The organism is Mesonia sp. HuA40, assembly GCF_008017835.1.
In the GTDB taxonomy this organism is placed as follows: Bacteria; Bacteroidota; Bacteroidia; order Flavobacteriales; family Flavobacteriaceae; genus Mesonia.
Genome location: NZ_VRLT01000026.1, coordinates 67,830 through 93,259, shown reverse-complemented (window position 1 = coordinate 93,259; position 25,430 = coordinate 67,830). Strand labels below are relative to the sequence as shown.

Sequence of the window (25,430 nt, the reverse complement as noted above, 5' to 3'; positions counted from 1 at the left end):
ATACTAAGGGTAAATGAATATAGAGAAAAGCTCTTTGGTTCGTTTACCCTTGTATTTTTAAATACTAATAAAATGAGAAAAAAATTAATTTTAATAGTTTTCTGCACTATTCTATTTAACTGGAATTCTGTCGCTCAAGAACAAAGTGAAGACAATCCAGAAATAGTTGAGGAAAATGCAGCCAATCTTAATTTTTTGAGTCGATTTGCCGAAACTAGTGTGCTGTCCGAACAAGTACCACCCTTAGGAAACCAGGTTTATATTGATCAAATAGGAGAACGAAATATTGTTATTACACAAGTCAATTCAAATCAATCTGAAGTACGACTAAGTCAGAATGGTAATGAGAATATTATTGGAGTGAGCTTAAAAGCAAAACAAATTAATGAAAGAATAAGTCAGTCTGGAGACAGTAATTTAGCATTACGTTATATAAATGATCCTCTAGGTACAATCAATTTTGAATTGATTCAAAATGGAGGAAACCAATACATACAACACGGAGCTAATCGATTAACGAATAACTTAAAAATAGAGCAAAGTGTTGGAGATCGTGGTATTATTATTAGAAGCTTTAGATAAATAAATTAAATCAATAAATTGAAACTGTTTAACTACATAACTATATTATTTTTTAGTGTGAATTTGGGTTTTTCTCAAGTTTACAATCAAACTATTGAGGCTAAAATACAAACTAATTTTCAAGATGATTTTTTAACGATTACTGGTACTGCTCTTAATAAAACAAGCTTCAATGCTAGTTTGAGGTATGAGTTGTCTGTTATAAAACACGTGGGCAGTAATCATTCAAAAAATAGCCAAGCAGGTCGATTCACTCTTTTACCTAATGAGGGAAAAGAACTTTCAAAGACCACCATAAATTTAGATGATAAAGCGAAGATTATTATTCTATTACTGATTTATGATATAGACGATCAATTGGTGGGTAAAGACCGATTGGTTTTAAACGAAAATAAAAATGAATCAATTCAAAATCAGCAAGCTAATGTAAAAAATATGATAAATAAGTTAAGCGCTAATGATGATGTGGGGTTTGTTTTAAGGGGAGTGGTTACGCAAGAAATGAAAACCAAAGCAGGAAATGATTTTTATAATTATTTCTCTACGATATATCGTCAAAGCGGAATAAATAGCCTGTACATTGTTCACGTAAAAGAACAATTTAATCTGGGAAGAAATACCAAAATACAAGTTTTGGTTAATCAAGATGTTGTCTATCAATTTTTTGTACAACCTAAACAAGATTATTTAAAAGGTATGGCCGAAAATGCGTTGAGGAGGCTTAGTGGCTATTTACAACAAATTGAAAGAAATAAAGAAACAATACAAAAATTTTAATATTATGAAGTCAATCCTAACCTTGCTTTTATTAATATTTAGTTTAGCGGTATCCGCACAACAACTAACTTATAAACCTAAAAACCCTGCATTTGGGGGCGATACTTTCAATTATCAATGGTTGCTTAGTTCTGCTAACGCTCAGAATGATTTTGAAGAGCAATCAGATCGTGATATCGATTCAGAATTAGAAGACTTTGCTAAAGGTCTAAATCGTCAATTATTAGGTCAACTCGAGCGTACATTACTCACCAACCAGTTGGGAGATGGTGATTTAAAACCAGGAACTTTTTCATTCGGAAGTTTAGAGGTAGAAATTTATGAATCACTAGAGGGTTTAGTGGTTAATATCCTAGACACTAATACGGGAGAGCAAACACAAATTATAGTACCTAATTAATTTCTGGACATTTATGAAACGATGGAAAACCATATCAGTTATCCTGGTTACGGGCTTTTTTGTTGGTTGTGGAACTTACTTTAATCAACCTATAAAACAACAAAAGGCACGTACCGGTGAATTGACCACAGCTAGCAAAACCTTAAAAGACCTTCCTAAACCACAGAAAAAAGTTGTAGTTGGTGTTTATTCTTTTAAAGATCAAACCGGGCAATATAAAGAAATTCAAAACGGGAGCTCTTTTAGTACTGCTGTAACCCAAGGAGGAACTTCAATATTGATAAAAGCATTAGAAGACTCGGAGTGGTTTACGCCAATAGAACGTGAAAACTTAAGTAATTTACTTAATGAGCGAAATATCATTAGATCTACAAGGCAAGAATACGCAGGGAGTAATGGCCCGGCAGTACCTCCGTTACTATTCGCAGGTGTGCTATTAGAAGGAGGGGTGGTGTCTTACGATACTAACATATTAACAGGAGGCTTTGGCGCACGATATTTTGGAGCAGGAGGCAGTACACAGTATAAACAAGATCGTATTACGATTTATTTACGGGCCATTTCCACCTCAAATGGTGAAATTTTAAAGACTGTCTATGTCTCAAAAACAATTTTGTCTCAAGCTATTGATGCAAGCTTGTTTAGGTATGTAAACTTTCAAAGACTTTTAGAGGTAGAAACTGGCTATACTAAAAATGAACCTTTACAATTGGTAGTCAAAGAGGCTATTGAAAAAGCTGTTGAGGCCATTATTATTGAGGGCTTAGAAGAGAAAATTTGGTCGGCAGAAAACACAGAAGAGGCACAAGCTTTAATCGAGAAATATAATCAACAGAAACAGGAAGAGCAGGCTGTTGAATTATATAACCGTAAAAAAATCGATTTTAATTATACAAACGCTATTGAAATTCAATTGGGGTTAAATAGATTTTTGGGAGATTATGGTGCGAGAGATTTTGACTATATCGGAAAATTAGGATACCATCACCGGTTCGTTCCTCATTTCGGAGCTAGTCTAAAGGGGTATGCTTTAGACTTTGAAATTCCGAACTCCAAAAACACCTTGCATTTAGGCGTTGATTTAGATACCGAGGTTTACCTCTTACCCTTTGATAAATTTTCACCCTTCTTTCATGCGGGGGCTGGTATGCTTTTTCAAAGCGAGAAAAATAACTGGTTTACAAATCAAGAGGAATTTTTTAAAATTCAATATGGAGCTGGTCTTCAATATAATTTAAACTCTAGATTAAATGTATTTTTAAAAGGAACTTATCACTTGTCTTTTTCTGATGAAATAGACGCATTGAATTATGGAAAACGAGATGATTATTTTCTCGATGTAGGAATCGGTTTAACCTATATGTTTGGAGGCAACAAAGAAAAAAACACAAATAAAGATGAAGAATAAACAATTACTATTTTTAATTCTTGCCTTTTTGGGTGTATTCCATTATGGCTGCGAAGAAGATACTATAGATGAATCTGAAATAGGAGATATTACTGGATCTGTAGTAAATAAAGAAGATAAATCACCTATTGCAAACGCTAAGATTTCTACAAATCCTGCTACTTCAACTGTATTTACTGATGATTTTGGTCAATTTATTCTAGAAGGTGTAAGCGTAGGAGAGTATTCGGTTCAGGCAAAAAAGGAAGGGCTTACAGCAAATTTTGAAGGGGTAACTGTTCAAGCGAACAGCAGTGTAAATGTTATATTCGAGATGGAAAATGAGGCGGTTTTAAATACACCACCAAAAGCTCCAGTACCTTTACTTCCTCAGGATAATCAAGTCGACGTATCAAACAATTTTGAGTTTGCTTGGGGTAAAAGTAAAGACAGAGAAGATCAAGAATCATTAACTTACACACTCGAAATTAGAGATGCTCAAAACCAAGAAGTGTTGCGTTTTGAAAATATTACAGATACGATCAAACAGGTTAATAATTTACAGTTTTCTAAACAATATTTTTGGCAAGTTAGCGTAAACGATGGTGTAAATGATGCAGTGCGAAGTGAATTATTTACATTTAAAACTACTGATTTTCCTGTAATTACTAATCATTTTGTTAAGAATGTGAATGGGAATAATGTAATCTTTGCACTTTCTGAAGATGAAGATGAAATTCAGCTTACATCAGAAAATTACAATAGCTTTAGACCCAGAAAAAACAATGCGGTAAATAAAATTGCTTTTATGCGAAGCGTAGGAGCCCAAACGCATCTGTTCACAATGAATCCAGATGGGAGTGACCAACAGCAAATCTCAAGTATTCCAATAGGAGGATTCAATATGGAAATGGTTGATTTTGATTGGACATCCAATGGCAACGCCCTGGTTTATCCTAATTTTACCAACCTTTTTCAAGTGAACTATACCGGTGGTGGCACACAAGCCATTTACCAAACATCAGACGGTAGTTTGATTACAGAAGTTGCCGTGTATGAAAATGACAATTCTAAAATAGCACTTATTACCAATGATAATAGTGGTTACAATGCAAAAGTATTTGTTTATGATTTAAATACAAATCTAGTCACTCATATGATTCAGCAAAACCTGCCTGGAGCAGTTGGCGGGATTGATTTTTCACCTGCAGGAAATCGCGTGTTGTTTACACGAGACGTGCAAGGTTTTGAAAATCCTAACTATAGGAAGTTAGATTCAAGAATATTTTTATATAACCTAAACACGCAAGCATTGGTAGATATTTCTAGTGAGAAAGAAGCAGGAACCAATGATTTGGATCCAAAGTTTTCGCCTACAGGTGCAGATATTATTTTTGTTAACGTTCCCAATAATTTAAATGCAACTCCACAAATTTATATTAGCGATATAAACCCTAACGATAATGAACCACGCTTTTTATTGGTAGATGGGGCCTATATGCCTGAATGGAAATAATATTTGAATAATAATATAAGCTTACTTGTAAATTAAGTACTTTTGCAACTTTAAAAGCATTTGATATGAACAAGGTAAGTAAACGATATGCTCAACGTGGAGTTTCTGCGCAAAAAGAAGATGTACACAACGCGATTAAAAACGTGGATAAAGGATTGTTTCCGCAAGCCTTTTGTAAAATTGTACCCGATTACTTAACTGGGTCTGAAGAACATTGCTTGGTTATGCATGCAGATGGTGCCGGTACTAAATCTTCCTTAGCTTATATGTATTGGAAAGAAACTGGAGACTTGAGTGTGTGGAAGGGAATTGCTCAAGATGCTTTAATTATGAATATTGATGACTTACTTTGTGTAGGAGCCACCGACAATATTCTTTTAAGCTCGACCATAGGGAGAAATAAAAATGTAATTCCCGGTGAAGTAATTTCGGCTATAATTACGGGAACAGAAGAATTAATCGAGAGCTTAAAAGAGCACGGGGTAAATATCTTTTCAACAGGAGGCGAGACTGCCGATGTAGGAGACTTGGTGCGCAGCATAATCGTAGATTCAACCGTGACAGCTAGAATGAGACGTGATCACGTTATCGACAACAAAAATATTCAAGCTGGAGATGTTATAGTTGGCTTAGCTTCATATGGTAAAGCTAGTTATGAAGATGCTTATAACGGCGGGATGGGTAGTAATGGACTAACCTCGGCAAGACATGATGTTTTTAATTCCGCTTTAGCGAAAAAATATCCCGAAAGTTTTGATGCGAATATACCCGAAGAATTGGTTTACTCAGGTTCAAAAAATTTACTTGATGAAACAGAAACAGAATTGGATGCAGGTAAGTTAGTTTTATCTCCAACACGAACTTACGCTCCTATTGTTAAAGAAGTTTTATCAAAAATAAACCGAAAAGAAATTCACGGTATGGTACATTGTAGTGGGGGTGCACAAACTAAAATCCTTCATTTTATTGAAAATTTACATATTGTAAAAGACAATATGTTTGAGGTGCCGCCGTTGTTTGCAATGATACAAGAAGAGAGTAAAACAGATTGGAAAGAGATGTATCAAGTTTTTAATATGGGGCATCGCTTAGAATTTTATGTTTCTCAAGAAGTGGCCGAACAAATTATTGCCATCTCAAAATCATTTGATGTAGATGCAAAAATAATAGGTCGAGTTGAAACTTCTAATAAAGGGAAAAGTCTTAGTATCCAATCAGATAAAGGAACTTTCGATTACTAAACCGATAAGTGTTGTTCATGAATTTGCGATTTGATAAGTTCAAAGCGTATCTTTTAGCTTGGATGTGCATTTTATGCGTGAATGTATCTTTTGCTCAGGTGTCTGATACACTTAAACCATTTAATTTTAGGGCCAGAACGGTCATACCTTCAAGTATAGATTACACGCCTAACCAAGTGCTTAAACGTAAGGTGCCGGTTTCTTATTGGACCAAGGTCAACAAAATAGAATACGATATTAGTGAGGTGGCTTTTGTTAATTGGAATGCGGGGGGAGTTTCATCATTATCTAGTTTGTTAAATGCAAAATTTAAACGTATTTATGAGCGAGGTTTTTTAAGATGGAACAATGAGTTGCTCGTGCGCTATGGTGTCAACCAACAAAAAGATGAAATTTTAAAAAAGACCGATGATAATATAGAGCTTAATTCGACCATTGGTTTTCGAGCAGATAGTCTTTCCAATTGGTTCTATTCGGCAAAAATGAGAGTAAGTACTCAATTAACCAATGGATATAAATATCCTAATACCGATGATAAAATATCAACATTTTTCTCGCCAGCCAATGTGTTTCTTGGGGTCGGGGGAGAAATTAACATCGAAGAGAAAAACTTTTCAGCCTATGCTTCGCCTTTAACACTAAGGTCTACAATGGTTTTCGACCAAGAATTAGCAAATCAAGGTGCTTTTGGTGTAACCCCTGCTGTTTATGATGAAGAAGGTAACCTGCTAAAAGAAGGTGAAAATACAAAAACAGAATTAGGTATATTGATTACCGCAGAACATGACTTGACCCTTTGGGAGAATGTTAGTATGCACAACAGACTTAGTTTATATTCAGACTATATAGATAAATTTGGCAACGTAGATGTTGATTGGGAGTTTCGCCTTAATTTTAAAGTCAATAGTTTTATCCGGGCACGTTTAGGGTCTCACTTAAAATATGATGACAATATAAAAATCCAAATTGAAAATGAAGCTGGAGAGCTAGTAGAAGGAGGCTCTCGAGTACAGTGGAAACAGCAATTAGGTATAGGGGTAACGGTTGCCTTTTAAACAGATTTTACCTCTAGTAATCTTCAAAACTTGTTAACTTTTTTCTGTTGATAAATAATTAAACCACTTTTAATCAGTTAGTTAGCATTATACTTTTGTAAACTTTTATTTTTATGGTGTGAAACATGTCTTTTTTTTTGCTAAGTTTATCTTTTGAAATTTAGTTAAAACAAAGACCGCAAAAAGCCTGATTATGAAAGTAAAAACAAAACAAAAAACTTCAGTTTTTTCACAAGATGAAGCATTCAAAGCTTCTCTAGAATATTTTAATGGCGATGATCTTGCTGCTCGTGTATGGGTAAACAAATACGCGCTAAAAGATTCTGAAGGGAATATCTATGAGGCAACTCCTAATGATATGCACCGTCGTATTGCTAAGGAAATAGCTAGAATAGAAAAAAGGTATCCTAACCCAATGAGTGAAGAGGAGGTTTTTAATCTTATTAAAGATTTTAAATATATTGTACCTCAAGGTAGCCCTATGGCCGGTATAGGAAACCCCTATCAGGTAGCCTCGCTTTCTAATTGTTTTGTTATAGGTAATGACGGCGATTCAGACTCCTACGGAGGGATAATGAAGATAGATCAAGAGCAAGTTCAGTTAATGAAGCGTCGTGGAGGGGTTGGTCACGATTTATCGCATATAAGGCCAAAAGGGAGCGAAGTGAAAAACTCTGCCCTTACTTCAACGGGGATAGTGCCTTTTATGGAGCGTTATTCGAATTCAACACGAGAAGTTGCGCAAGACGGTAGGCGAGGAGCCCTTATGCTGTCGGTATCTATAAATCATCCAGATGCAGAAGACTTTATTGATGCTAAAATGGAACAAGGTAAAGTTACCGGTGCTAATGTCTCGGTGAGGATTGATGATGAGTTTATGAAAGCAGTTAAAAACGATACATCTTATACTCAAAAATATCCTGTTTTTAGCGAAAAGCCAAAATTTGAAAAAGAAATTGATGCTTCAGGAGTATGGAAGAAGATAGTTCACAATGCCTGGAAATCAGCCGAACCAGGTATATTATTCTGGGATACAATTACGAGAGAATCTATACCAGATTGTTATGCTGACCTAGGGTATAAAACCGTATCAACAAATCCGTGCGGTGAAATACCATTGTGTCCTTACGATTCTTGTAGGTTATTGGCTATAAACTTATTCTCATACGTTAATAATCCTTTTACTCCAGAAGCTAGTTTTGACTTTGATTTATTTAAGAAGCATGCTGCTTACGCTCAGCGCATGATGGACGATATCATTGATCTCGAGCTTGAAAAAATAGATGCGATTATAGAAAAGATTGATGCTGATCCAGAATCTTCAGAAATTAAAGCAACCGAGCGTAATTTATGGAAAAACATTCAACGAAAAGCTGAAGAAGGAAGAAGAACAGGAATTGGTATTACAGCCGAAGGAGACATGTTAGCTGCCCTAGGAATCAAGTATGGTTCGCAAGAAGGTAACGAATTCTCGGTAGAAGTTCACAAAAATTTAGCTTTAGCCGTCTATCGCGGATCGGTTTATACCGCCAAGGAAAGAGGTCCTTTTGCAATCTATGATTCAGAAAGAGAGGCCAATAACCCGTTTATACTCCGTTTGAAAGAAGCCGATGAGCAACTGTATTATGAAATGATGGAGTATGGTAGACGAAACATAGCGCTACTAACAATAGCTCCAACTGGGACTACAAGTTTAATGACCCAAACAAGTTCGGGAATTGAACCCGTCTTTTTACCGGTCTATAAACGTAGGCGTAAAGTAAATCCAAATGACAAAGAAGCCCGTGTAGATTTTGTTGATGAAGTAGGCGATTCTTGGGAAGAGTATGTTGTATTTCATCACAGGTTTAAACAATGGATGCAAGTCCAAGGGTATGATGTGAATAAAAATTACACCCAACAAGAGTTAGATCAACTCGTGCAAGAGTCGCCCTATTACAAAGCTACCTCAAACGATGTAGATTGGTTAAGCAAAGTTCATATGCAAGGCGCAGTGCAAAAATGGGTAGATCACTCTATTAGTGTTACCATTAACTTACCTAACGATGTGTCAGAAGAATTAGTAGGAAAGCTCTACCTTGAAGCTTGGCAATCGGGATGTAAAGGGGTTACCGTTTATAGAGACGGTTCAAGAAGTGGTGTATTGATTTCAAACGAAGAAAAAGAAGAAGAAAATGCAGAAACTTTAACTGCTTTTCCTACAAAAAGACCAGATGTTTTAACAGCCGATATTGTGCGTTTTCAAAACAATAAAGAGAAGTGGATTGCTTTTATTGGAAGTATAAATGATCAACCTTATGAGATTTTTACCGGTCTAGCCGATGATGAAGACGGTATTTTATTGCCACGCTGGGTAACCAATGGATTAATAATTAAGAACAGAAATGCAGACGGTACTTCTCGTTATGATTTCCAATACGAGAATAAACGTGGTTATAAAACCACTATTGAAGGGCTTTCGCATAAATTTGACCCAGAGTATTGGAATTATGCAAAACTGATTTCGAGTACATTGCGCTACGGGATGCCAATCAATAAAATTGTAGACCTTATTAATAGTCTTCAGCTTGACAGCCAATCTATAAACACTTGGAAAAATGGTGTAGTGCGTGCACTCAAGCGATATGTAGAAGATGGAACTCAAGCCAAAGGCAGATGTCAAAGCTGTAACTCAGACCAATTGGTGTATCAAGAGGGATGCCTTACTTGCACCAATTGCGGTTCTTCAAAATGCGGATAAAATTAGTAAGTACTAAATTCAATGTGTAAATTAAAAAACGACCAATAAACATTGGTCGTTTTTTAATTTATACAACAAGTAATAGTTGCTTATGCGGATTTAATAGCAACTAGAAAAATATACTAGTTAGAGCATAATATTAAAAGCAGCAGTTAATACAATCAAGAAATAATCGTAAATTTGTGCAATTATTGAATTTTTATGATAGATAAATTAAACATAGTAAAGCAGCGATTTGACGAGGTTAACGATTTAATTATACAACCTGAAATCATTGCCGATCAAAAAAGATATGTAGAGCTTACAAAAGAGTATAAAGACCTTAAAAAGTTAATGGTAGAGCGAGAGCGCTATATAGAACTTACTCAAAATAAGAGCGAAGCCGAAGAGATTATTGCCGATGGGAGCGATGAAGAAATGGTCGAAATGGCCAAAATGCAGCTAGAAGAGGCTAAACAAGAACTTCCTGAGCTAGAAGAAAAAATAAGAATGATGCTTATACCTAAAGATCCTGAAGATGCTAAAAATGCAGTAGTTGAGGTTCGTGCGGGAACAGGCGGGGATGAAGCAAGTATTTTTGCAGGAGATATTTATAAAATGCTTACTAAATACTGTGAGAGCAAAGGCTGGAGTGTAAGTACAGTAGATTTTTCTGAAGGAACTAATGGAGGATTTAAAGAAATTCAATTTGAGGTGAGCGGAGAAGACGTTTATGGTACTTTAAAGTATGAAGCAGGAGTGCATCGTGTACAGCGTGTGCCACAAACAGAAACCCAAGGAAGGGTGCATACTAGCGCAGCAACCGTAATGGTTTTTCCAGAAGCCGAAGAATTTGATGTAGAAATAGATCCTAAAGATGTAAGAATTGACTACTTCTGTTCTTCTGGTCCTGGAGGGCAATCGGTAAATACAACCTATTCTGCAGTTCGTCTTACGCACGAGCCTACAGGTATAGTAGCTCAATGTCAAGATCAAAAATCACAGCATAAAAATAAAGAAAAGGCATTTAAAGTTTTACGCTCTAGATTGTATGATATGGAGCTGGCCAAAAAACAAGAGGCCGATGCAGCTAAAAGAGGTTCAATGGTAACTAGTGGTGACCGTAGTGCAAAAATTAGAACCTATAATTATCCGCAAGGCCGTGTTACCGACCACCGTATAAATTTAACTTTATATGATTTGTCTAATATAATGAACGGGGATATTCAAAAAATTATTGACGAATTAAAATTGGTTGCTAATACCGAAAAACTTAAAGAAGGATCAGATATCTTTTAATCTTTTAAAGGCACTTGCATCACTATTATGACCACAGCAGAACTTGTTCAGCAAATAAAACAAAAGAAATCTTTTTTATGCATCGGTTTAGATGCCGATTTAGATAAAATCCCCGAGCACTTACTTCAAGAAGAAGACCCAATTTTTGCTTTTAATAAAGCAATTATAGATGCAACCCATAAACTTGCCGTGGCTTATAAACCTAATACCGCTTTTTATGAAGCTTATGGTGTTAAGGGTTGGTTAGCTTTAGAAAAGACTATACGGTATATTAATGAGCAGTATCCTGATATTTTTACCATAGCAGATGCCAAAAGAGGTGATATAGGTAATACCTCTAGTCGCTACGCAAAAGCTTTTTTCGAAGATTTGGGATTTGATTCGGTGACGGTAGCTCCTTATATGGGTAAAGATTCAGTAGAGCCGTTTTTGGCTTTTCCCAATAAGCACACCATTTTATTGGCCTTAACCTCTAATGAGGGCGCACTCGATTTTCAAACGCAAGCTTTAGTGAATAACCAGGAGCTTTATCATAAAGTTTTGAAAACGGCTGTGAATTGGAAGAACTCGCAAAATTTAATGTTTGTAGTGGGCGCCACAAAAGCATCTTCGTTTAAGATTATTCGAGAGCTTGTGCCTAACCATTTTTTATTGGTTCCTGGGGTAGGAGCTCAAGGTGGAAATTTAAAAGAGGTTTGCGAATACGGGCTTAACAATCAAGTAGGCTTGCTAGTCAACTCTTCGCGAGGAATTATTTACGCTAGTAGACAAACAGATTTTGCAGAAGCCGCCAAAAACAAAGCCTTTGAACTTCAGCAACAAATGAAAGTTTATGTAGATCAATTATTGTCTTAAAGTTTAGAAAGAAGCAAGTTAACTTTAGAAATATCAAAATAGCCTCCTATGCAAGTTTTTGATCAATTAAACCGAAGGCTATGTTTAGATAAAGCCCCGCAACGAATAATCAGTTTGGTGCCAAGTCAAACAGAATTGTTGGTCGATTTAGGTTTAGCAGATAAAGTGGTTGGCGTAACTAAATTTTGTGTACACCCTAAAAATATCCGTAAACAAAGCACTGTGGTAGGAGGTACCAAACAAGTACATTTAGATAAAATTGAAGCATTAAACCCAGATATAATTCTGTGCAACAAAGAAGAGAATACACCAGAGATGGTTGACGAACTTCAAAAAATAGCACCGGTGCACGTTTCAGATGTGAATACGCTTCCTGAAGCTTTTGAGTTAATGCGTCAATATGGTGTTCTTTTTGATTGCAATTTAGCTATTGAAGAAATTCTTGCAGCTATTAACCAAAAACAGCAACAGCTGCAACTACAAGTGAGTAAAGCTCCATTGAAAAAAGTAGTTTATTTTATATGGAAAGATCCTTGGATGGTAGCGGCAAATCAGACCTTCATTCACCATATTTTGCACCTCGCAGGCTATCAAAATGTTTACGCCCACAAATCAAGGTATCCTGAAATTAATTGGGAAAATTTACCTCAAGTAGATTTTATTTTTTTGTCCTCAGAGCCTTTTCCGTTTAAAGAAAAACACATCCAAGAATTTCCTAAAAACTTACAAGATAAAGTTGTACTGGTTGATGGTGAATTTTTTAGCTGGTATGGTTCACGTCTACTTAAAGCTATGTCATATTTTATTAATTTATACAAAGAAATTTGTCAAATTAATCTTTCTTAAGGCGCAAAGGAATATCTTTTGTATTTTTATAAAGCTTGAGTTCAGTAATATTGGCGGGGAGATTAAAGCCTTTTTCATCTAGAGCCTCTTTTACTTTACGGATGATAAGCCCCCTAAAAATACGGGAAGAAACTCTGTAATCCAGCGTATCTACCCAAAAGAAAACCTTTAAGTTTACAGCGTTAACCGCTAGCTCTGTTTCGGTTACAAAATTCTGGTGGTCTAAATCGTTTTGAATGATTTCTGGTTGACTATTAATAATATCCATGATTATTTTCTTGGCTTGCTCTATATTATCTTCATACCCTATTCCTACAATAAACTCATTTCTAAAAAAGCCGTCGGCTGTATAGTTTTCTACCGCTTTGGTAAGTACATCAGAGTTAGGGATAAAAATGTCTCGCCCATCTGAGCTTTTGATATGCGTGTATCTAAAATTTAAAGCCTTTACCTTGCCAAAAAAATCACCTACCATAATGGTGTCATTAATGTGAAATGGTCTGTTGAACGCTAAGATAATTCCTGCTAAAAAATTTTTTCCAATGTCTTGAAAAGCAAATCCTAAAATAATGGCAGCACCACCAGCTGCTGTCAAAACTCCAGCGGCAATATTGCTTAAGCCAGCAATTTCGAGTGCTAGCATAAATGATAATAAAATAAAACTTATTTTGATGGCTTGCGCTAGAAATCTTGCCATCAAAGGGTCGGTAGTTTTACGCTTTATTCTTTTTAAATATATTTGAGAAATAAATTTAGCGATAAGACTCCCAAGAATAACTATTAATATTCCAATACCAATTTTGGGAAGAAGACCAATAAACTCTTGGTAATAGGCAGTAGCAGATTCTATAAACTTATCGGCAGCATTTTGGTTCATCGTTTTAGAGATTTAAGCATTTTAAATTAAAAATATTGACTGTTCCAACCGGCGCGTTTCAACTCTTGAAATATACGCCTTGCTTGCCGATTCAAGTAATCACTCTTTTTCTTGTTTTTTGGGGCTATAAGAAATGCCTTCTTCATAAGTAATTGATATTTTTCTTTCAAACGATCAATCCGACTTCTTTTACTTTTCCAAAACATGTTCGTTTTTTTATTATCAATTTAGAACATAATGTTTTGTATTTATGTTTAGGAAGTGGTAAAAAAAGTTAATTTTATTTAAAATTAAAATTGATCTTGAAGTGCAAAAACCTGTTGTAAAATTTGACTTGTACGAGCACTAACTTTGTTCCTTATTTGTTTCTCTTCTTGCTCAATCATAAAATATACACCCTCCAATGCTTGGTTCGTTACATAATCAGTTAAATCGGGGTTAACATTTTTGGTAAGGGGTATTTGGTTGTATTTGGTGATGAGATTACTCCAAATTTGGTCTGCTCCAACCTTGCGAAATGAATTTTGGATTACTGGATTAAATTTTTTGTATAATTCTTGATTAGTCTTAGCTTTTAAATACGCTGTTGCAGCATTTTGGTCTCCCATTAAAATATTTTTCGCATCGCTTATAGTCATTTGCGCAATAGCATTGACAAAAATAGGCGTTGCTTCTTTTACAGCATCTTCAGCCGCTCGGTTCAAGGCTTTAATCCCTTCATCTGCCAAATTGCCAAGTCCAATATCTCTAAGCGTATTTTCAACTCTGGTCAATTCTTTTGGTAATAAAATTTTAACCGCCTCATTTTGGTAAAATCCATTCTCTAAAGTAAGTTTTTTAACTTCTTGATCAACACCTTTTTTCAATGCCGCCTTAAGACCTTGTGCAATATCCTGATTGGTTAACACCTTGTTTTCTTGCGGAATTTGACTAGCAATACTTTGTAATTCTGCACAGGATTGAAGACTAAAAACGGCTAGTATAAATAAAAAGAAGTAAATATTTTTCATAATTGAAAGGGTTTAAAATTGATTTGACTATTAAGATATCGATTTGTTTTGTTATCAAAATTAAGAAAATTAGGTGTCATCTTTAGTTTTTGACTTAAAATAATAGTAGGCTTGCTAATAGTCTTTCCTTTCAGAGGATTTCAAAATTGAGAATCAAGACAAAAAGTAATTAGTTTTTCTTAAATTTACGCACGCTAAAAAAGGAATGTTAGTTATGGAAAATGTAAAAATATATAAACCCAAGCATAAAGTAAGAATTGTAACGGCCGCATCTTTATTTGATGGTCACGATGCCGCAATCAATATTATGCGTCGCATCATACAATCAACGGGAGTTGAGGTTATTCATTTGGGGCATGACCGTAGTGTAGAAGAAGTGGTAAACACTGCTATTCAAGAAGATGCTAACGCAATTGCTATGACTTCTTATCAAGGGGGGCATACAGAATATTTTAAGTATATGTATGATTTGCTTAAAGAAAAGAATGCCACTCATATTAAGATTTTTGGAGGTGGTGGTGGAGTAATTCTTCCCGAAGAAATTGAGGAATTAGAAACCTATGGTATTACTCGTATATACAGCCCAGACGATGGTCGGGAACTCGGGTTACAGGGTATGATTAATGATCTGGTAGAAAGATCAGATTACCCTTTGGGTGATAAAGCCAATATAGCATTGCAAAAAGTGCAAGATAAAGATCCAGGAAGTATGGCTCGTTTGATATCTTCTGCAGAGAATTTTCCAGAAACAGCACAAAATTTATTAGATGAGATTCACGAAATCAATAAAAGTTGTAAAACTCCCGTATTAGGAATTACAGGTACCGGAGGAGCAGGAAAGTCATCTCTAGTAGATGAATTGGTACGTCGTTTTTTATCTGACTTTACCGATAAAACTATTGGAATTATATCGGTAGACCCATCAAAAAGAAAAACGGGAGGAGCCCTTCTGGGCGATCGTATTCGTATGAATGCTATAAATTCTCCTCGGGTTTACATGCGCTCACTAGCCACAAGACAGTCTAATTTGGCTTTGTCAAAACACGTACGCGAAGCAGTTCAAGTGCTAAAAGCCGCACAGTATGACTTAATTATTTTAGAAACTTCGGGAATCGGACAAAGTGATACCGAGATATTAGACCATTCTGATGTTTCCTTGTATGTAATGACTCCCGAATTTGGAGCCGCTACGCAATTGGAAAAGATAGATATGCTTGATTTCGCCGATTTAGTAGCTATAAATAAATTTGACAAACGTGGCGCTCTTGACGCTTTGCGCGATGTAAAAAAACAATACAAGAGAAATCACCACCTATTTCATGAAGACGATGCCAATATACCGGTATTCGGGACCATAGCTTCCCAGTTCAATGACCCTGGTATGAATACGTTGTACAAAAATATCATGGATGCCTTGGCTAAAAAAACCGATGCATCCTTGAATAGTCAGTATCATATTACCAATGAAATGTCTGAGAAGATATTTGTTATCCCTCCAGCACGGGTACGCTACCTCTCTGAAATCTCAGAGAATAATCGAGCCTACGATCAAAATGTAAATATCCAGGTTAATGTAGCTCAAAAACTTTATGGCGTATATAAAACTATCACCACATTGCTTGATATTAAACTCTCGAAGCAAAACGAATTAGCTTATCTAAATAAAAACGGACTAGACGAGGAGGCGATAAAAAATGATTTGCAGGATGAATCGGATATTGATTTAATCAATCTATTAATCGCTCAGTTCAATAAAGTGAAAATGGATTTAGATCCTTATAATTGGGAAGAGATTTTAAATTGGCCAGCTACCATTAAGAAGTATCAGGACCCTATTTATAGCTTTAAAGTAAGAGATAAAGAAATAAAAATAGATACGCACACCACTTCGTTATCACATACGCAAATCCCTAAAGTTGCTTTACCAAAATATAAAGCTTGGGGCGATTTATTGTTGTGGATTCTTCAAGAAAATGTACCAGGAAAATTCCCATATACCGCAGGTTTATATCCGTTCAAACGCCAAGGAGAAGACCCTACCCGTATGTTTGCCGGTGAGGGAGGACCAGAAAGAACCAATAGAAGGTTTCATTATGTTAGTTTAGGCTTGCCCGCAAAAAGACTTTCTACGGCATTTGACTCGGTTACCCTTTACGGAAACGATCCCGATTTAAGACCAGATATTTATGGTAAAATTGGTAATGCTGGGGTTTCAATTTGCTGCTTAGATGATGCAAAAAAACTATATTCTGGATTTGATTTGGCACATCATTTAACCTCGGTAAGTATGACCATTAATGGTCCGGCTCCAATGTTGCTTGGTTTCTTTATGAATGCAGCCATAGATCAGCAATGCGAAAAATACATTAAAGAAAATGGTCTTGAGGAAGAAGTTGAGCAAAAAATAAAAGCGATTTATCAAGAAAGCGGATTAGAAAGGCCAACCTATAAAGGTGAATTGCCAGAGGGTAACAACGGTTTAGGACTAATGTTATTAGGTGTAACTGGAGATCGAGTTTTACCCAAAGAAGTGTATGAGAAAATAAAAAAAGAGACCATAGCTGTGGTACGCGGTACTGTTCAAGCAGATATTTTAAAAGAAGATCAAGCTCAGAATACCTGTATTTTTTCTACCGAATTTGCATTGCGTTTGATGGGCGATGTACAAGAATATTTCATAGAAAATCAAGTGCGTAATTTTTACTCGGTTTCTATATCAGGCTACCATATAGCCGAAGCAGGAGCCAACCCCATAACCCAATTGGCCTTAACTTTGGCTAACGGATTTACTTATGTAGAATATTACCTAAGTAGAGGTATGGATATCAATAAATTTGGTCCGAATCTTTCTTTCTTTTTCTCCAATGGTATTGATCCTGAATATGCTGTAATAGGTAGAGTAGCCCGTAGAATTTGGGCCAAGGCACTTAAAGAAAAATACGGAGCCAATCCTAGAGCACAAATGCTAAAATATCATATTCAAACCTCTGGTAGATCTTTACATGCTCAAGAAATCGATTTTAATGATATTAGAACTACACTTCAAGCGCTGTATGCTATTTATGATAACTGCAACTCTTTGCATACCAATGCTTATGATGAAGCTATTACAACTCCTACAGAAGAATCTGTGAGACGCGCAATGGCAATTCAGTTGATTATCAATAAAGAGTTAGGGCTTGCAAAAAATGAGAATCCAATTCAAGGTTCTTTTATCATTGAGGAATTGACTGAATTGGTAGAAGAAGCCGTATTGCAAGAGTTTGATAGAATTACTGAAAGAGGAGGTGTATTGGGCGCGATGGAAACCATGTACCAGCGTTCAAAAATACAGGAAGAAAGTCTTTATTATGAAACGCTAAAGCATAATGGAGATTTCCCTATAATTGGAGTAAACACTTTTTTAAGTAGTAAAGGCTCACCTACGGTTACACCAGGCGAGGTAATTCGTGCTACAGAAGAAGAAAAACAAAACCAAATTAAGACCCTTCAAAAACTGCATAAAACCTATGAAGATAGTGCCGATGATGCACTTGAGCGCGTTAAAGAAGCGGCTATTCAAAATAAGAATATGTTTGAAGAACTTATGGATGCAACAAAAGTGTGTTCATTAGGTCAAATTACAGAAGCTCTGTTTGAAGTAGGTGGGCAGTACCGTAGAAATATGTAAACTTTTAAACTGCCCTTATAGAAAGGGCAGTTTAATTTTATCACAACCGTAACAATATGAGTAAAAAGTTTAATTTATCTTACTGTTTTTTAATTTGTTTTAGCTTTATAAGTGCAGTTGGCGTGGCGCAACAACAAGTTAGTGCTAAAGAATTCCAAGCTGACTTAAACGAAAAGTTTAAAAATCCAGATTCTTCTCCACTGGCACAAGAGGATTTAGCAGATTTTGTATCATTATCGTTTTTTGAAATTGATTCAACTTTTATTGTAAAAGCTAAATTTGTTCGTACAGCAAACGATTCGGTTTTCGCTATGAAAACCACTACTAATCGATTGCCCTTATATGCAAAGTATGGCGAATTGCATTTTACTTATGAAAAAGTGCCTTATAAATTAAATGTTTATCAGAACCAACGCTTAAAATCAGATCCTGAGTATAAAAATTATTTTTTCATTCCCTTTACGGATTTATCTAACGGAAAAGAGACCTACGCCGGTGGTAGGTATTTAGATATCTGGATGAGCAGCTCTAACCAGTCAAGCTTGCAATTAGATTTTAATAAGGCCTATAATCCTTATTGCGTATATAATAAAAAGTATTCCTGCCCTATTCCGCCGGCAGAAAATCATTTAGAGTTTTCGGTTTTGGCAGGAGTAAAAATGTATAACAAAGATCAATAAGAAACTCGCATTAAATACAAGCCAATGCCAACAGCCAAATAACCTAAACATACACTTATTAAAGTGTAACCTATGAACTGCCAATAGGCTTGAGCTTGCAACATTTTAAAACCTTCTAGCCCAAAGCTTGAAAAGGTAGTAAATCCACCGCAAAAGCCAGAAATTACCAAAAGACTTAAAGCGGTAGAAAACTTTTCGGTTTTTAGTAGCCAACCGGCTACAAAGCCGATAATAAGACAGCCCAGTATATTTACTAATAGGGTGCCAAAAGGCCATGTGCTAGTATTGAAAAGGCGCTGTACAAAATAGCGCAAAGCACTTCCCAAGCCACCTCCTAAAAATACCAATAAAAAGGGTTTCATTTAGTTGTATTCATTTAATTGAAGCTCCTCTGTAGTTGTTCCGCTTTCAGCTTCTTCCAACGGCAAATACAATTCGGTTACCCAATTGGCTGGATTTTCTTCTTCATTAGAAGAAACCACGTAAATCATAAAGCGCTCCGCTTGTTTATCAACAATTAAAAATTCTTGCTGTGCATAAGCAAAAGCTTTTTCCCAAGCTTGTGTTAAGTTTTTATAATTTCCTTGTAAGGTTAATTTTAAAACTTTTCTTTTGGGTATAAAACCTGTAAGCACATCATCCGCTTCAAGCGTAATTACCCTTGAAGAAATAGGGATGCCTGCAGAAATTATTACCGATTGATTAAGGGTATCTATATTATTAAACACCGTGATACTAGAACCCGAAGCCTTTAATTTATTACGTTGCATATAAGCTTCAACTTGCTTTATTATTTTTTGACTTTTTTCAACAATCAAGTCAGAATTATTTTTTGTAGCCGTAGAAGCGTATAAATAGTAACCACCACTAAATTGGGTAGTGCCATCAATAGAGACGCTTGTTTTCTCCATTTCACGCATCAAATATTTATTTAGGTTTTTTAAACTTAAATTAAAATTTTCGGCTATAATTTTGTCTAGGCTTGGTGATTCCCATAAACTATAAAATTTAGCTAAAAAATTCCTTTTACCAGAAAGTGAAAGTTGTAATTGCGTGCTAGATTCAGATTCTTGTATTGTCCAGTCTAGATAGATTTCTGCCTTATTCCTCCCTTGACTCAAATTCATTTTTTGTTTGATTTTTGAGAAAGGCACACTTTCAACTGTGATTAATTTGCCAGAAATTTCACTAAAGCTGTCAAATTGGGCGATAGAATCAACTTTTTGAATTTTTTTATTCGCATTTATAGCGATAGTTGAGCCGCTAGAGTCAATCACAAAATTTTCCCAGTTCTTAAAATTATATATCTGTTTGAAAGCCATTGAGCGGGGAGCTTCAGTTTCTTGAGTAAGTGTGTATTTAAAGTTTCCGTCTAGTGTAGCAACATATAGTGTGGTACCAATAATAATTACTAAAATTAATAAAAAGATATATTTAAATATTTTCATACAAAAGTCTTGAGCATGGTAAAACGAATATACTTATTTTAGTCCACGAAAGTTTTAAACAGTTTAAAAATAAAATTAATTAAGATGAAATTAAAATTTATTCCCTTGTTTTTTGCAGCAGCACTTAGTGTATTGGCTTGTAAGCAAGAAAGTGCCAAATTAGAAAAACAAGAAGTTTCGACGGCCGAAATAGATCAAAAGCAGGACTTTGATTATGTAGTTGAAGAATTTGCCGATATTAAAATATTGCGTTACCAAATACCTGGATGGGAAAACCTAAGTTTAAAAGAACAAAAATTAGTTTATTACTTAACCCAAGCTGGCCTTGCGGGAAGAGATATTATTTGGGATCAAAATTACAGGCACAATTTAAAAATAAGAAAAGCCTTAGAGCACGTTGTGAATAATTACAACGGTGATAAAAATACAGCCTCTTGGGATAATTTTATGACCTATGTAAAACGCGTATGGTTTTCAAACGGTATACATCACCATTATTCTAACGATAAAATAAAGCCAGAATTTGAGAAATCTTATTTGAAAACCCTTTTAACTGAAACAAATTATAATCTTGAAGATGAGGTGTTCGAGGTAATTTTTAATGACAAGGATGCCAAAAAAGTAAACTTAGATGCTTCAAAAGGTTTGCTAAAAGGATCAGCAACTAATTTTTATGGAGTAGAGGTGACGGCAGCTGAGGTGGATGATTTTTACGCAAAAAAAACATCACCTAATCCAGAAAAGCCCCTTTCTTTTGGATTAAACTCTAAGCTGGTGAAGGAAAATGGGGAATTAATTGAAAGAACGTATAAGGTTGATGGTATGTACCATGAGTCAATCGTTAAAGTAATTGAATGGCTAGAAAAAGCAAAAACTGTTGCTGAAAATAAAGCGCAAGCAGATGCTTTGGAACTTTTAATAGAGTACTACACCACTGGAAAATTACAGGTTTGGGATGATTATAATGTGGCTTGGGTTGAAGCTACCGAGGGAAATATTGACTACATCAACGGATTTATAGAGGTGTACAATGATCCTAAAGGTTATCGAGGGTCTTTCGAAAATATCGTACAGATTAAAGACTTCGATATGTCAAAAAAAATGGCTGTATTAGAAGATAATGTGCAGTGGTTCGAAGACAATGCGCCAATTGCTAAGGAGCATAAAAAAGAAAATGTAAAAGGAGTTACTTACAAAACCGTTATTGTAGCTGGTGAAGCAGGTGACGCATCGCCCAGCACGCCCATCGGTGTAAACTTACCTAATGCCAATTGGATTAGACAAGAGCATGGTAGTAAATCGGTTTCGTTGGGTAATATCATAAATGCTTACAACAATGCTGGAGGCACTGATAAGTTAAAGGAGTTTGCTTATACTGAAGAAGAAATTAAATTATCTGAACAATATGGTGAATTGGCAGATAAATTACATACTGCTTTGCACGAAGTGGTTGGACACGCTTCGGGTAAACTTAATCCTGGCGTTGGAGAAACCAAAGAAACTTTAAAAGAATATGCATCGACCTTAGAAGAAGGAAGAGCAGATTTGGTTGGTTTATATTATTTAATGAACCCTAAATTGCAAGAACTCGGTTTAACCGATGATAGTGAGAAGCTAGGAAAAGCTGCTTATAATGATTATATTAGAAATGGATTAATGACCCAATTAACTAGAATTGAACTTGGTAAAGATATTGAGGAGGCTCATATGAGAAATAGACAATGGGTGAGCGCTTGGGTGTATGAAAAAGGAAAAGAAGATAATATAATTGAAAAAATCAACAAAGAAGGTAAGACTTATTTTGTAATAAATGATTATCAAAAACTACGCGAATTATTTGGAGAGTTACTTAAAGAAACGCAAAGAATTAAGTCAGAAGGTGATTTTAAAGCAGTTAAGGCACTTGTAGAGAATTATGGGGTTAAAGTAGATCAAGAATTGCATAAAGAAGTGATCGAAAGAAATTCTAAATTCAATGCTAAACCTTATAGCGGTTTTGTAAACCCTATTTTAATACCAGAAATGAATGAAGACGGTGAAATAATAAAAATAACCGTAGAGCAACCTGAATCTTTTATGCATCAAATGCTCAATTACAGCAAAAACTATAACTTCTTACCCTTAGAAAATTAAAAATAGAAGGTAATTGAATTAAGCCCCCCGTAATCTCAGGGGGCTTTTTAATTGAAGTCATATTTTTTTTCGATTGCATAGCGCAGCAATTCTCCTTTTCCTTGTAAACCTAGCTTTTTAATCATGTTTTTTCTATGGGTCTCTACCGTTGAAACAGAGCAATAGCGTTCTTCTGCTATTTCATTGCTGGTAAGCCCTTTTCCTATGAGTTGCAATATCTCACGTTCAGATTTACTTAAAATAGTTTTTTTGTTGCTAATATTTTGACCAAGAGTTTTTATATCTATGGCTTTATCATAATAATTCTCACCCTTTAAGACAGTATCAATCGCTATTTTAAGATCATTGAGACCAGAACTTTTTAAGATATATCCATGTGCACCGGCTTGGCGCATTTGTTCAATGGCTTCCAATTGGTCAAACATGGTAAAAGCAATTATTTTAATTTTGGGAAACAGCTGAGTAATGGTTTGGGTGAGGCTTATTCCGTCTAAAATGGGCATGCGAATATCGGTTAAAACTACATCGGGTTGTTTCTTTTTAATTTGCTCCAGCAAATCTTTTCCGTTATTAGCAGTATGAATTATTTTGTAGTCTTCTTCATATTTCAGCAATAAATCTATGCCGTCTATTAGCGATTGGTGGTCTTCTGCAATACTTATCTTTATCATAAGGGTATGTTTATAATTATGCTTGTACCCCGCTGAGGGTTAGAATCAATTTCAATGGTTCCCATCAGGTTTTCCACTCTTTTCTCAATACTTCCTAAGCCAATTCCTGTTTGGTTAGAAAATTTAAAATTTTTGGGTAGGCCAATGCCGTTATCCTCAACAATAATATTGAGACATGAGTCGTGATTGGTTAGCGATATGGTAGCTTGTGTGGCTTTAGCGTGCTTAATGATGTTGGTGAGTAATTCTTGAATAATTCTGTAAATTCTTATTTCTAAACTATTATCTAAACGATTATCTAAACCAAAATCTTCTACAGAAATTGCTAGATCTTGGGTAGAAAATTGGTTGGCAAGCTTTTTAATCGCGGGTAATAATCCTTTTTTAGCAATCACCCCAGTACTTTTTTCATGGGCCATTCCTCGTACTTTTTCATAAGCATCATTTATCAATTCCAGCCCATTTTGTAAGGCTTGTTGCTTAAAATTGGCATCAGGTTTTTGCAATTGCATTAAATTAATTTTTAGGGCAGCAAGAGTAGCACCTAAATTATCGTGTAGATTCTCAGCCAATCGCTGCCGCTCTTTCTCTTGACCTTCAATTAATGTATCTATACTGTTTAACTCTTGATCTTTGAGTTCTTTTTCAATTTGTTTTTGTTTTAATTGTTCCTCTTTACGGATCAGTTCTCGTTTCTTTCGTGCATTTTTCAATATTAAAAAAACAATTAAAGATCCTATCAATAAAGCTGAAATTATACCGGCCCATAAGAGCTGCTGTACCTTTTTCTTTCTTTCAATATCATGTTTTAAGACTATATTTTCTTTTTCTTTCTTTTCGGCCTCATATTTTTCTTGTAAATCTGCAATAGCTATTTTCTGCTTTTCATAGTTTATTTTTCGACGCAACTGTTCAGATTTATACATGTAATCTAAAGCCGTTTTGTAGTCTCCCAATTCATAATGACAGCGGGCAAGCTTTGCGTTTATTACCTTATGGTATAAATCTACATTAGTGCTAATAGGTACTTCTTTTGCTTGATTTATATAGTTCAAGGCCAGTTTAAACTTTTTTTCTTTCTCATAACTATTGGCATAGTTAATTAAGTTGTTTACCAATAATTCAGGTTCAGTGGTACTTTGTAAATAATCAATATTTTTTTGGTATTTAATACGGGCAGAGTCTTGTAAATTTTCATACCCAGAATGTATTAAACCTAAATTACCACGTGCCCGAACAAGCGATAAGCTATCGCCTATTTGACTTGCTAGCGCTATGGCTTTTTGATAATTTTCTTTTGCTTTAGGATAAGTATTACTTGAGAGGTAAGATACACCAAAACCCAAATGAGATTGAACCAGCGCTTTTATGTCGTTTTTTGATTGGGCATATTCATAAAAAGCTTGTAAGTGTCGTCTCGATTGTTCACTATTCTTGGCGTTACCTGTGTTAAAAATCTCATAGTTACAATAAGCTAATTCTTTTTCTAAGTTTAGCGATTTATAGATTTCTAATGCTTCAAAAAGTAAAGGTGAGGCTTTGTCATGCCTATCATTTAAATTGTAATTTTGAGCCAATTTTACCAAGTTATCTGCGCGAGATTTTGGGTTATCTTCCTTGTGAAGTTCCTCTTGATAATAGGCGATAGAATCAAATGCTTCCTTCGGTTGTTCCTGGGCTAAACTTAACGCAGATACAAATATAAACTGCAAGATTAGAAATGCTTTAAGCATTTGAAATGATACCGCCGCAGGCTTCGATAGGATATTGTAGATGTTGATTTGCTTCATCTTCACATAAAATTTGATAGGTGTTCATTTGGTGTTCAAGGAGCAATTCTTTTAAATTGTAGAGCATCGATGACGGTTCAACTTCTCCTGGAAGTTGATGATAAGAAATAATTTGTAACTGTTGGTTTATGATAGAAGTAAAATTCAATAAACTTAAATCGATGTCAAGGCTTATTTGGGTTTCTACAGGTTTATCTTTGTACCGATTAGTGGTGCCATCGCTAAGCATTACAACTAAAGTGGAACAAGTCTGATTACTCAAGTTGTAAAGTGCAAAATTGTAAAAAGAATGATTCGGAATGTTGATACTTAAGTGCAGCGCTAATTGTTTGAGATGGCTTTCATTGGTTAATTGAAAGTTTTTTAATTGGCTAACAATTGGAGATGATAATGTATTCATTGATATTTTTAGATTGGGTTAGTTTATGTAAATATATATAATTTAACATAAAAAAGCCTAATTTGATATCATTA

General features: G+C 35.2%; 22 protein-coding genes. 14 read left to right on the top strand and 8 right to left on the bottom strand.

Annotated features, from left to right (window positions below):
• Positions 1 to 72: 72 nt before the first annotated feature.
• The 11 genes from FT993_RS04615 (at position 73) to FT993_RS04565 (ending at position 12,677) form a co-directional block, all read left to right on the top strand.
• Entirely contained in the window at positions 73 to 582 is a 510-nt protein-coding gene (locus FT993_RS04615; RefSeq protein WP_147861373.1) for a hypothetical protein, read from the top strand.
• Between the two features lie 18 nt (positions 583 to 600).
• Positions 601 to 1,359 (top strand): curli-like amyloid fiber formation chaperone CsgH, encoded by a 759-nt coding sequence (gene csgH, locus FT993_RS04610; RefSeq protein ID WP_147861372.1) that lies wholly within the window; start codon positions 601 to 603, stop codon positions 1,357 to 1,359.
• Positions 1,360 to 1,363: 4 nt separating this feature from the next.
• Entirely contained in the window at positions 1,364 to 1,759 is a 396-nt protein-coding gene (locus FT993_RS04605) for a curli production assembly/transport component CsgF (RefSeq protein ID WP_147861371.1), read from the top strand.
• A 13-nt stretch (positions 1,760 to 1,772) separates the two neighbouring features.
• Positions 1,773 to 3,167, top strand: a complete 1,395-nt coding sequence (locus FT993_RS04600) for a CsgG/HfaB family protein (RefSeq protein WP_147861370.1) — start codon at positions 1,773 to 1,775, stop codon at positions 3,165 to 3,167.
• A complete protein-coding gene (locus FT993_RS04595; protein WP_147861369.1) occupies positions 3,157 to 4,662 on the top strand; it encodes a carboxypeptidase-like regulatory domain-containing protein in 1,506 nt (501 codons plus the stop codon). Before FT993_RS04600 ends, FT993_RS04595 begins: the two co-directional genes overlap by 11 nt.
• A gap of 65 nt (positions 4,663 to 4,727) precedes the next feature.
• Positions 4,728 to 5,903 carry an AIR synthase related protein gene (locus tag FT993_RS04590; RefSeq protein ID WP_147861368.1) on the top strand — a complete coding sequence of 392 codons (1,176 nt, stop codon included), beginning with the start codon at positions 4,728 to 4,730 and terminating at the stop codon, positions 5,901 to 5,903.
• A 17-nt stretch (positions 5,904 to 5,920) separates the two neighbouring features.
• Positions 5,921 to 6,958: a DUF3078 domain-containing protein gene (locus FT993_RS04585; RefSeq protein WP_255504423.1), complete on the top strand. Its 1,038-nt coding sequence runs from the start codon at positions 5,921 to 5,923 to the stop codon at positions 6,956 to 6,958.
• Positions 6,959 to 7,151: 193 nt separating this feature from the next.
• Entirely contained in the window at positions 7,152 to 9,698 is a 2,547-nt protein-coding gene (locus tag FT993_RS04580; RefSeq protein ID WP_147861367.1) for an adenosylcobalamin-dependent ribonucleoside-diphosphate reductase, read from the top strand.
• A gap of 201 nt (positions 9,699 to 9,899) precedes the next feature.
• Positions 9,900 to 10,976, top strand: a complete 1,077-nt coding sequence (gene prfA, locus FT993_RS04575) for a peptide chain release factor 1 (RefSeq protein WP_147861366.1) — start codon at positions 9,900 to 9,902, stop codon at positions 10,974 to 10,976.
• Positions 10,977 to 11,003: 27 nt separating this feature from the next.
• On the top strand, positions 11,004 to 11,831 hold the full coding sequence (pyrF, locus tag FT993_RS04570; protein ID WP_147861365.1) for an orotidine-5'-phosphate decarboxylase: 828 nt from the start codon (positions 11,004 to 11,006) through the stop codon (positions 11,829 to 11,831).
• A 48-nt stretch (positions 11,832 to 11,879) separates the two neighbouring features.
• Complete coding sequence (locus FT993_RS04565; RefSeq protein WP_147861364.1) at positions 11,880 to 12,677, top strand: ABC transporter substrate-binding protein; 798 nt, start codon at positions 11,880 to 11,882, stop codon at positions 12,675 to 12,677.
• Here FT993_RS04565 and FT993_RS04560 read toward each other — a convergent pair.
• The 3 genes from FT993_RS04560 to FT993_RS04550 all read right to left on the bottom strand — a co-directional run bounded on the left by FT993_RS04560 (position 12,664) and on the right by FT993_RS04550 (position 14,564).
• Positions 12,664 to 13,554: a mechanosensitive ion channel family protein gene (locus tag FT993_RS04560; RefSeq protein WP_147861363.1), complete on the bottom strand. Its 891-nt coding sequence runs from the start codon at positions 13,552 to 13,554 to the stop codon at positions 12,664 to 12,666. The genes FT993_RS04565 and FT993_RS04560 overlap by 14 nt on opposite strands.
• A 26-nt stretch (positions 13,555 to 13,580) precedes the next feature.
• Positions 13,581 to 13,760 (bottom strand): Lacal_2735 family protein, encoded by a 180-nt coding sequence (locus tag FT993_RS04555; protein WP_147861362.1) that lies wholly within the window; start codon positions 13,758 to 13,760, stop codon positions 13,581 to 13,583.
• Between the two features lie 84 nt (positions 13,761 to 13,844).
• Positions 13,845 to 14,564 (bottom strand): DUF4197 domain-containing protein, encoded by a 720-nt coding sequence (locus tag FT993_RS04550; protein WP_147861361.1) that lies wholly within the window; start codon positions 14,562 to 14,564, stop codon positions 13,845 to 13,847.
• Between the two features lie 214 nt (positions 14,565 to 14,778).
• On the opposite strand from FT993_RS04550, the gene FT993_RS04545 reads away from it, so the two are divergent.
• Both FT993_RS04545 and FT993_RS04540 read left to right on the top strand, forming a co-directional pair.
• Positions 14,779 to 18,234 (top strand): methylmalonyl-CoA mutase family protein, encoded by a 3,456-nt coding sequence (locus FT993_RS04545; protein ID WP_147861360.1) that lies wholly within the window; start codon positions 14,779 to 14,781, stop codon positions 18,232 to 18,234.
• A 56-nt stretch (positions 18,235 to 18,290) separates the two neighbouring features.
• Entirely contained in the window at positions 18,291 to 18,914 is a 624-nt protein-coding gene (locus tag FT993_RS04540) for a DUF1684 domain-containing protein (RefSeq protein WP_147861359.1), read from the top strand.
• Here FT993_RS04540 and crcB read toward each other — a convergent pair.
• Positions 18,908 to 19,276 carry a fluoride efflux transporter CrcB gene (gene crcB, locus FT993_RS04535; protein ID WP_147861358.1) on the bottom strand — a complete coding sequence of 123 codons (369 nt, stop codon included), beginning with the start codon at positions 19,274 to 19,276 and terminating at the stop codon, positions 18,908 to 18,910. The two genes, FT993_RS04540 and crcB, sit on opposite strands and share 7 nt — an antisense overlap.
• Entirely contained in the window at positions 19,277 to 20,362 is a 1,086-nt protein-coding gene (locus tag FT993_RS04530; RefSeq protein WP_147861357.1) for a GyrI-like domain-containing protein, read from the bottom strand.
• An 84-nt stretch (positions 20,363 to 20,446) separates the two neighbouring features.
• Between FT993_RS04530 and FT993_RS04525 the strand changes: the two genes are divergently transcribed.
• Positions 20,447 to 22,495 carry a dihydrofolate reductase gene (locus tag FT993_RS04525; RefSeq protein WP_147861356.1) on the top strand — a complete coding sequence of 683 codons (2,049 nt, stop codon included), beginning with the start codon at positions 20,447 to 20,449 and terminating at the stop codon, positions 22,493 to 22,495.
• A gap of 47 nt (positions 22,496 to 22,542) precedes the next feature.
• On the opposite strand, the gene FT993_RS04520 is transcribed toward FT993_RS04525, so the two are convergent.
• The 3 genes from FT993_RS04520 to FT993_RS04510 are packed head-to-tail and all read right to left on the bottom strand — an operon-like array spanning position 22,543 to position 25,356.
• Positions 22,543 to 23,166: a response regulator transcription factor gene (locus tag FT993_RS04520; RefSeq protein WP_147861355.1), complete on the bottom strand. Its 624-nt coding sequence runs from the start codon at positions 23,164 to 23,166 to the stop codon at positions 22,543 to 22,545.
• A complete protein-coding gene (locus FT993_RS04515) occupies positions 23,163 to 24,956 on the bottom strand; it encodes a sensor histidine kinase (protein WP_147861354.1) in 1,794 nt (597 codons plus the stop codon). Before FT993_RS04515 ends, FT993_RS04520 begins: the two co-directional genes overlap by 4 nt.
• Positions 24,892 to 25,356 carry a hypothetical protein gene (locus FT993_RS04510; protein ID WP_147861353.1) on the bottom strand — a complete coding sequence of 155 codons (465 nt, stop codon included), beginning with the start codon at positions 25,354 to 25,356 and terminating at the stop codon, positions 24,892 to 24,894. Before FT993_RS04510 ends, FT993_RS04515 begins: the two co-directional genes overlap by 65 nt.
• Positions 25,357 to 25,430 lie beyond the last annotated feature (74 nt).